This window comes from Streptomyces sp. NPDC005784, assembly GCF_042871525.1.
Taxonomy (GTDB): Bacteria; Actinomycetota; Actinomycetes; order Streptomycetales; family Streptomycetaceae; genus Streptomyces.
In genome coordinates this window covers 40,068-48,229 of sequence record NZ_JBIAIQ010000015.1, presented here as the reverse complement: position 1 = coordinate 48,229, position 8,162 = coordinate 40,068, and the positions used below count along the sequence as shown (strand labels likewise).

At 72.1% G+C, this 8,162-nt stretch carries 5 protein-coding genes; 2 read left to right on the top strand and 3 right to left on the bottom strand.

Going from position 1 to position 8,162, the window contains the following annotated elements:
- Positions 1 to 128: 128 nt before the first annotated feature.
- Both ACFYR3_RS23495 and ACFYR3_RS23490 read right to left on the bottom strand, forming a co-directional pair.
- On the bottom strand, positions 129 to 1,769 hold the full coding sequence (locus ACFYR3_RS23495; protein WP_389284662.1) for an ABC-F family ATP-binding cassette domain-containing protein: 1,641 nt from the start codon (positions 1,767 to 1,769) through the stop codon (positions 129 to 131).
- 537 nt (positions 1,770 to 2,306) lie between these two features.
- Positions 2,307 to 3,335 carry an oxidoreductase gene (locus ACFYR3_RS23490; protein WP_355858521.1) on the bottom strand — a complete coding sequence of 343 codons (1,029 nt, stop codon included), beginning with the start codon at positions 3,333 to 3,335 and terminating at the stop codon, positions 2,307 to 2,309.
- 66 nt (positions 3,336 to 3,401) lie between these two features.
- On the opposite strand from ACFYR3_RS23490, the gene ACFYR3_RS23485 reads away from it, so the two are divergent.
- Entirely contained in the window at positions 3,402 to 4,364 is a 963-nt protein-coding gene (locus ACFYR3_RS23485) for an FAD-dependent oxidoreductase (protein WP_355858518.1), read from the top strand.
- Positions 4,365 to 4,378: 14 nt separating this feature from the next.
- Here the strand turns inward: ACFYR3_RS23485 and ACFYR3_RS23480 are convergent, their stop codons facing one another.
- Positions 4,379 to 6,337: a Xaa-Pro dipeptidyl-peptidase gene (locus ACFYR3_RS23480; RefSeq protein ID WP_355858515.1), complete on the bottom strand. Its 1,959-nt coding sequence runs from the start codon at positions 6,335 to 6,337 to the stop codon at positions 4,379 to 4,381.
- A gap of 180 nt (positions 6,338 to 6,517) precedes the next feature.
- Here ACFYR3_RS23480 and ACFYR3_RS23475 point away from each other — a divergent pair, with 180 nt between their 5' ends.
- The gene (locus ACFYR3_RS23475) at positions 6,518 to 8,017 is read left to right on the top strand and encodes a M1 family metallopeptidase (RefSeq protein WP_355858512.1); all 1,500 of its coding nucleotides are present in this window, start codon (positions 6,518 to 6,520) and stop codon (positions 8,015 to 8,017) included.
- Positions 8,018 to 8,162: the final 145 nt, after the last annotated feature.

Genomic DNA, 8,162 nt, shown 5'->3' with positions numbered 1-8,162 from the left:
GGCGGCCGGGGGGGACGCCGGGGGCGGGGCGGCGGCCCGGGGAGACCGCCGGGGGGCGGCGCCTCCCCTGGGGCGGGGGGGGGGGGGGGCGGCGCCCCCCCCCCCCCCCCCCCCCTCCGTGATGCGGCTCAGTGCTCTGTCACCTTGCCGTCCGCCACTTCCAGGCGGCGGGTCGTGTGGACCGCGTCCAGCATGCGGCGGTCGTGGGTGACCAGCAGGAGCGTGCCCTCGTAGGTGTCCAGGGCCGATTCCAGCTGCTCGATGGCAGGGAGGTCGAGGTGGTTGGTCGGCTCGTCCAGGACCAGCAGGTTGACGCCCCGGCCCTGGAGAAGAGCCAGCGCCGAGCGGGTCCGTTCTCCCGGGGAGAGGGTGGCCGCCGGACGCAGGACGTGGTCCGCCTTCAGGCCGAACTTGGCCAGCAGCGTGCGGACTTCGGCGGGCTCCGTGTCCGGGACTGCCGCGCCGAACGCGTCCAGCAGTGACTCGGAGCCGTGGAAGAGCTTGCGGGCCTGGTCGACCTCGCCGACGATCACGCCGGAACCGAGCGTGGCATGGCCGTCGGACAGCGGGACCCGGCCGAGCAGCGCGCCCAGCAGGGTCGACTTGCCGGCGCCGTTCGCGCCGGTGACGGCCACCCGGTCCGCCCAGTCGATCTGGAGGGTCGCCGGACCGAAGGTGAAGTCGCCGCGCCGCACCTCCGCGTCCCGCAGGGTGGCCACGACCGCGCCCGACCGCGGGGCCGCCGCGATCTCCATCCGCAGCTCCCACTCCTTGCGCGGCTCATCGACCACGTCCAGCCGCTCGATCATGCGCTGCGTCTGCCGGGCCTTCGCGGCCTGCTTCTCGCTGGCCTCGCTGCGGAACTTGCGGCCGATCTTGTCGTTGTCGTTGTTCGCCTTGCGCCGCGCGTTCTTGACGCCCTTGTCCATCCAGCCCCGCTGCATCTGGGCCCGGCCTTCGAGGGCGGAGCGCTTGTCGGCGTACTCCTCGAAGTCGTCGCGGGCGTGCCGACGGGCGGTGTCGCGCTCTTCGAGATACGCCTCGTAGCCACCGCCGTACAGCGTGATCTGCTGCTGTACGAGGTCGAGTTCGAGGACCCTCGTGACCGTGCGGGTGAGGAACTCGCGGTCGTGGCTGACGACGACGGTCCCGGCACGCAGTCCGGAGACGAAGCGCTCCAGGCGCTCCAGACCGTCGAGGTCGAGGTCGTTGGTCGGCTCGTCGAGGAGAAAGACGTCGTAGCGGGAGAGGAGCAGGGAGGCGAGTCCGGCGCGGGCCGCCTGGCCGCCGGACAGGGAGGTCATCAGCTGGTCGAGACCGACGCCGAGCCCCAGGGTGTCGGCGACTTCCTCGGCACGTTCGTCGAGGTCGGCGCCGCCGAGGTCGAGCCAGCGCTCCAGGCTGGTCGCGTACGCGTCGTCCGCGCCCGGCGCTCCGTCCACGAGCGCCTGCGTCGCCTCGTCCATCACCCGCTGGGCCTCGTCGACGCCCGTACGGCGCGCGAGGAAGTCACGTACGGTCTCGCCCTCCCGGCGCTCCGGCTCTTGGGGCAGGTGCCCGACGGTCGCGGACGGCGGCGAGAGCCGCAGCTCGCCCTCCTCCGGGGTGAGGAGGCCGGCGAGCAGCCGCAGCAGGGTGGACTTGCCCGCGCCGTTGGCGCCGACGAGTCCGATCACGTCGCCGGGCGCGACGACGAGGTCGAGTCCGGCGAAGAGCGCGCGGTCGCCGTGTCCGGCGGTGAGATTCTTGGCGACGAGAGTGGCAGTCATCAGGGAGCCGATTTTAACGGCCCACCGGGTCGCCCCACGCCGCCGCTCTCCGGGGTCCGCCACCACCCCGCCCACCGGGGTCGCCGCCGCCTCGGCCAGTGGGCCCGCCGCTGCCCCGGCCGGTCGGTCCGCCGCAGCCTCGACGACTGGATCCGCCGCAGCCTCGGCCACCGGGCCCGCCGCTGCCCCGACCACTGGGTCCACAGCTCCCCGGCCGGCGGGCCACAGCTCCCCGGCCGGCGGGCCACGGCTCCCCCGACCCGCCAGGCCCACGGCTCCCCCCGGCCCTCCGGTGCCGTGCCCCCGGGCCGCCGAAGACGTCCGCGATCAGGATGTCCGCGGAGTCGGGGGCGGAGGCTTCGATCCAGGGCCCGCGGCTTTGCCGAACTGTCGGATCCACCGATCCCCTGGCCACCTGGCCACCCGGCCACCCGGCCACCCGGCCCACGGTGCCCGGACCACCCGGCCCGCCGTCTGAGGCCACCGGTTCCCCGAAGCACCACGCCCGCCGATCCACCTGGACCACCGGGCCGTCGCTCAGTGCGGCATCGGCGTCACCAGTACGCTGCCGGACGTCCGGGCCACGATGAACGACTCTCCTTTCACGGCCCTGGCCTCCAGCGGGATCCGGTGGTGCCCGGGGTCCAGGATTCCGTCGAACACGTCGTGCGCGCGGGTGCGCGAGAGGCGGTCCAGGCGGTAGGCGGTCAACCGCACCCGGCAGGTGGAGGTGACCTCGACTCCGGCCTCGCCGTCGGCGGCGACCAGACGGGTGAGCCGGCGCAGCTCCCGGGGGCTGCGGTCCAGGGCGTGCTCGATCTGGGCGACCAGCAGCGGAACGATCGGGGCGAGGCCCTCGACATGGGCGACGTCCACGCCCGCGCCACGGAAGGACTCCCTTACGGCGGCCCGTTCCGCCTCGGGGACGGCCCGGCCGAACACCACCGCGCCGTAGGTGCGCAGTTCGTCCGCCGCGACCCCTGCGACCCCCGTGGCGTCGCGGGCGATGTCGGCGCCGATGCCGACGGCGCGCAGGGCGGCGGCCGGCTTCGCGAGGAGGGCGCCCCGGGCACCGATCAGCAGGACGCGGCGGCGGGCGCCCGCGTCGCCGTCGAGCAGGGAGTTCAGCGCGTCGCGGTACTCGGGGCCGTGGAAGCGGAATGGCCCTATGCCGTGATAGCCGTTGCGTTCCAGGTCGGCCCGTTCGCCGGTCTGCCAGGCGAAATCCCGCCAGACGTAGTCGTCGCCGTCCCTCTCGATCAGTGCGGTGACGGCACCGCACTCGATGCTCTCGCACTCGGGACAGCCGTAGATGACGTATCTGCCCCCTTCCAGTGGGGCGTCGGCCTCCAGGAGAAGCCGGCGCACGTGCGCGGTGAAGATCGCGGGTGGTACGTCGGACGCGAGTGGGGACACCGCGTCGAGGTCGGAGAGCTGGAACAGCAGCGGGCGTCCGTCGACGATGAAGTCGACGAAGTCCCGGTGCACTTGGTAGTCACCATTGGCGAGGACCCCACCGGCACGCATCGCCGGTGCCAGGCCGAACGTGGCGTACTGGGCAGACATGCTGTGAGTATCCCCAGACTGAGAGTGATACGACCACGGCATGACATATTCCGCTAACGTCCCGGCATGGAGAAGCCCGGGAGCGACGATGTCATCGTGGTCGGCAGCGGGGTCGTCGGCCTGACGACGGCCGTCGTGCTGGCCGAGGCCGGCAGGCGGGTCCGGGTGTGGACGCGGGAGCCCGCCGAGCGGACCACCTCGGCGGTTGCGGGGGCGCTGTGGTGGCCGTACCGCATCGAGCCGAAGGCACTCGCCCGCGAGTGGGCGCTCGTGTCCCTCTCCGTGTACGAGGAGTTGGCGGAGCGGCCCGAGGAGAGTGGCGTACGCCTGGTCGAGGGGGTCATGGGCGAGACGCGGCTGGACGAGCTGGGGTCGTGGGCGGCCCGGGTGCCCGGACTGCGCGCGGCGACGGCGGAGGACTACCCGGGGACCGCGTTGCGGGCGCGGCTGCCATTGATCGACATGCCCGTGCATCTGCGCCTGTTGCGCGAACGGCTTCTGCGGGCGGGCGGGACGGTCGAGGAGCGGACGGTGACGGACCTCTCGGAACCGAAGGCGCCGGTCGTCGTGAACTGCGCGGGTCTCGGCGCCCGCGATCTCGTCCCGGATCCGGCCGTACGGCCCGTGCGCGGGCAGCTCGTGATCGTCGAGAACCCCGGGATCCATGAGTGGCTCGTCTCGACGGACGCGGCGGCCGGGACGACCACGTACGTCTTCCCGCAACCGGACCGGGTGGTCCTCGGCGGCACCACGGACGACGACGACTGGTCGCGGGTCCCCGACCCGGAGGTGGCGGCGGAGATCGTCGAGCGGTGCGCGGCGCTGCGCCCCGAGATCGCCGGGGCGCGCGTGCTGGGCCACCGGGTGGGGCTGCGGCCGGTACGCGACGCGGTCCGGCTGGAACGCGAAGTCCTGCCGGACGGACGGGTGTTGGTGCACAACTACGGGCATGGAGGGGCCGGCGTCACCGTGGCGTGGGGTTGCGCGCGGGAGGCGGCCGAACTCGTCGGCCCGACCGCCTCCGTCTGACCTCCGTCAGGGGGTCAGTGACTCTCCCCCGGGACGCGGAGCGCGGTGCGGGGGTTGCGTACGCCGTCGAGGACGGACGCGGCCGGGGCCGCCCTGGAACCCGCCGTCGCCCGCGTGAACGCGTCGGCGCCGCCCACCAGGGGGACGCGGGCCGAGGTGCGGGACAGGTCGAGGGTCAGGGTCGGCGTGGTGGACGGAGGGTCGATGAGATCCTTGTCGGTGCCGGCGACGATCAGCGCGAGCCGGTGGCCCTTCGGGACGACGTGGTCGGTGGCCGCCAGGTCCAGCGTGATGGTGTACGCCGTTCCCGGGGTGAGCGGGACGCCCTGGTCCGAGGCGTAGTTGCCGAGGTCGGCCCAGCCGCGGCTGAGGACCGTGTAGTCGACGTCGGTCTTGGCCGCCTCGGTCACCTTGTAGCAGGAGCTGTCGCCGGCTGTGCTCGCGCCCCAGCAGGTGCGGTCGGTGAGCGTGGCGATGCCCTCGCCGGAGCCGGCGTAGTCACGGATGGTGTCCGGACCGAGGTCGACGAGCACCGCCGAGAGATGGGCCGTCGAGGTGGTCGGCGTGGCGGTGACGGTCACCTTGGAGGAGCCGGAGATCCGCAGGTCGCGGGCGAGCGGCCGGGTTGCGAAGCCGGCCTTGTCCGGGGTCGGCAGGTCGATGTGCGCGGCCCAGTCGGTCTCGCTCAGCCGCGGGTCGTCCGTGAAGGTCTCGGTCCCGCGGTTTCCGCGGAGTCCGAGAGTGCCGACGCCGGGCTGCGCGCCCGTACCCGGACGCAGGGTCGTGGCGCTGGTGGTGCGGGGCGGCCAGACCGTCGAGGTGGCCCACTGGTCGGGGTGGCGTTCGATGTCGGCCATGGGCTCGCGGTCGATGCCGTTGTCGTAGCCGAGGAGTTCGTGGTCGAACCAGCGGTGCAGGGTGTCGACCCAGGCGGCGCGGCGGAAGTCGAAGGGGTCGACATGGCCGGTCTGGGAGAGCCAGATCTTGCGCTCTACACCGTGCTTGGAGAGGGCGTCCCACCACTGGCCGAAGTTCTTGGTGCGGACGTTGAGGTCCTCCATGCCGTGGACGAGGAAGACGCTGGCCTTCACCTTCGCGGCGTTCTTGACGTAGTCGCGCTCGGTCCACAGCGACGTCCAGTCGCCGGTGCGCGGCGCCTCGTCGACCAACTTCCGCTGCACGGCCGCGCACTTGGCTTGGGCGTCGGGGCTGTCGACGTAGCCGGACAGCCAGTCGGGGCCGGAGTCGTAGAGCGGGGCGCCCTTGGCGAAGTAGTAGTCATACCAGGAGGAGATGGCGCTGATCGGCACGATGGTCTTCAGGCCCTTGACGCCGGTGGCGGCGACGCCGTTGGCGATGGTGCCGTCCCAGCTCTTGCCGATCATGCCGGTCCTGCCGTTGGTCCAGGTTGCTCTGGCCGTGGCGGCGCCGGTGCGCGTGGTGTAGCCCTTGGCCCGGCCGTTCAGCCAGTCGACGACCGCCTTGGCGGACTGGATGTCGGAGCGGCCGCCCACGTCGACGCAGCCGTCGGAGCGGTTGGTGCCGGCGAGGTCGACACCGACGAAGGCGTAGCCGCGCGGCACGAAGTAGTTGTCGTAGAAGAGCGGCATCTGGACGACGTGGCCGTTCGCGTCGTACGTCTTGATCTGGCTCTCGTTGCCGCGCCCGCAGCAGGAGTAGTACGGGCTGGCGTCCATGATCACGGGGATCTTGCGGCCCTGCCGGGCGAGTTCGCGGGGCCGGACGATGTCGACGGCGACCCGGTCGTTCTTTCCGTCGCTGTCGCCGTCGAGACCGGTGTCGACCCAGACGGACTCACGGATCGCGTTCTCGTACGAATAGACCGGGGCGCTCTCCCGCGGAGCGCCGTGTGCGGCGACCGGGACGAGGAAGGCGGCCATCAGGGCGGCAACGGCCGCCGTCGCGAGCGATCTCCAGGTCATGAAGCGCATGCGGCGTACTGGTATCGGCATGCGCGGAACGTACCCCGGTCAACTCCCGTGCAAAAGAGGGCAGATGAGGCCCGCGGGGCTGGATGGCTCATGTCGGCCGAATGGCGATCGTGTGACAGGGGTGGCCGTGGACATGACTGGGGCCACCGGGACTGAATAGGCTCCGGACCGACTTCACGCCCCGACGACTTGGAGCTTGACGTGCACCGCAGACTCATCGCCCCGGGCGCCCTCGCCGCCTCCCTGCTGCTGGCGATCCCGGCATCGGCGGCAAGCTACACACCGGGAGCACCGGGCATCGGCGACCCCTACTACCCGGCCTACGGCAACGGCGGATACGACGTCTCGCACTACGACCTGCGGCTCACGTATCAGCCGCGGACGGACGAACTGGAGGGCACGGCCACCCTTCTGGCGACCACCACACAGGACCTGTCCCGGTTCGATCTGGACTTTCTGCTCGATGTGAGCGAGGTCCGGGTCAACGGCGCGAAGGCGTCGTTCGCCACCTCGGGCCAGCACGAGCTGGAGATCACGCCGGCCGCGCCACTGGCCAAGGGCACGCCGGTCACCGTCGTCGTCCGCTACAGCGGAGTGCCGTCCACGAAGAGCGCGTACGGCTTCTCGACCTGGCACCGCACCCCTGACGGGGCGGTCGCGGCGGACGAGCCCGAATCGGCGTGGTGGTGGTACCCGAGCAACGACCACCCGCTCGACAAGGCGACGTACGACGTGTCCGTGGCCGTCCCGGACGGCACCCAGGCCATCTCCAACGGCACCCTGCAGTCGACGAGTTCACGGCTCGGCTGGACCCGCTACAACTGGCGGTCCAACAAACCGCAGGCCACGTATCTGACCACCCTCGCGGTCGGGAAGTTCGACATCACGACCAGCACGTCCGAGGGCGGCGTCCCGGTCGTCAACGCGTACAGCAAGGACCTCGGCGACAACGACGGGGCGGCGCGCGCCAGTGTCGAGCGGACGGGAGAGCTGGTCGACTGGCTGAGCGGCTACTTCGGGCCCTATCCCTTCAGCTCCGCCGGCGGATACGTCCCCAACACCACCACGGGGTACGCGCTGGAGACGCAGACCCGGGTGTACTACAGCCCGCGGCAGTTCGCGAACGGCTCCAACACCTCCGTGGTCGTGCACGAGTTGGCGCACCAGTGGTACGGCGACGACGTGTCACTGAAGGGCTGGAAGGACATCTGGATCAACGAGGGCTTCGCGCGCTACGCGCAGTGGCTGTGGTCGGAGCACGAGGGCGAGGGCACGACGCAGGAGCTCGCGGACTACGTGTACGCCTCGCATCCGGCCGACGACGCCTTCTGGACGGTGGCGCCCGGCGACCCGGGGCCGGACAACCAGTTCGACATCGCGGTCTACGACCGGGGCGCGCTGGCGGTGCAGGCGTTGCGCAACCAGGTCGGGGACGACGCGTTCTTCGCCATCCTGAAGGGGTGGCCGAAGGAGCACGCGTACGGGAACGCGTCGGTCGGCGACTTCCAGAAGTACGCCGAGCAGGTGTCCGGCACGTCGCTCTCGGCGCTCTTCGACACCTGGCTGTTCCAGCCGTCGAAGCCGGCGGCGCCCGCGGCGCGGAGCGCCGGGGTCGCCCCGGCCTCGGCAGCGAAGGGCGCCCTCGCCCGGCCGAAGTCGTGGAAGAAGATCGCCGCCACTGATTCGGTCCACTCCGGCTGAGGCACGGCCGCCCGCCCGTCGGGGACTCCCCCGCCCGCCCCTGCTCGTCGGGGACGGGCGGGCACCACCGGCGAGCGGGCGGCGGCTCGGACGCCGGCTGCGCGCCGAGGGCGGGTGGGCGCCGACCGCGAGCAACCGGCGGGCG

What these genes read in the sequence shown, in the direction of transcription:
- ACFYR3_RS23495 (WP_389284662.1), bottom strand. Translation starts at nt 1,769, where the DNA reads ATGACTGCCACTCTCGTCGCCAAGAATCTCACCGCCGGACACGGCGAC.
- ACFYR3_RS23490 (WP_355858521.1), bottom strand. Translation starts at nt 3,335, where the DNA reads ATGTCTGCCCAGTACGCCACGTTCGGCCTGGCACCGGCGATGCGTGCC.
- ACFYR3_RS23485 (WP_355858518.1), top strand. Translation starts at nt 3,402, where the DNA reads ATGGAGAAGCCCGGGAGCGACGATGTCATCGTGGTCGGCAGCGGGGTC.
- ACFYR3_RS23480 (WP_355858515.1), bottom strand. Translation starts at nt 6,337, where the DNA reads ATGCCGATACCAGTACGCCGCATGCGCTTCATGACCTGGAGATCGCTC.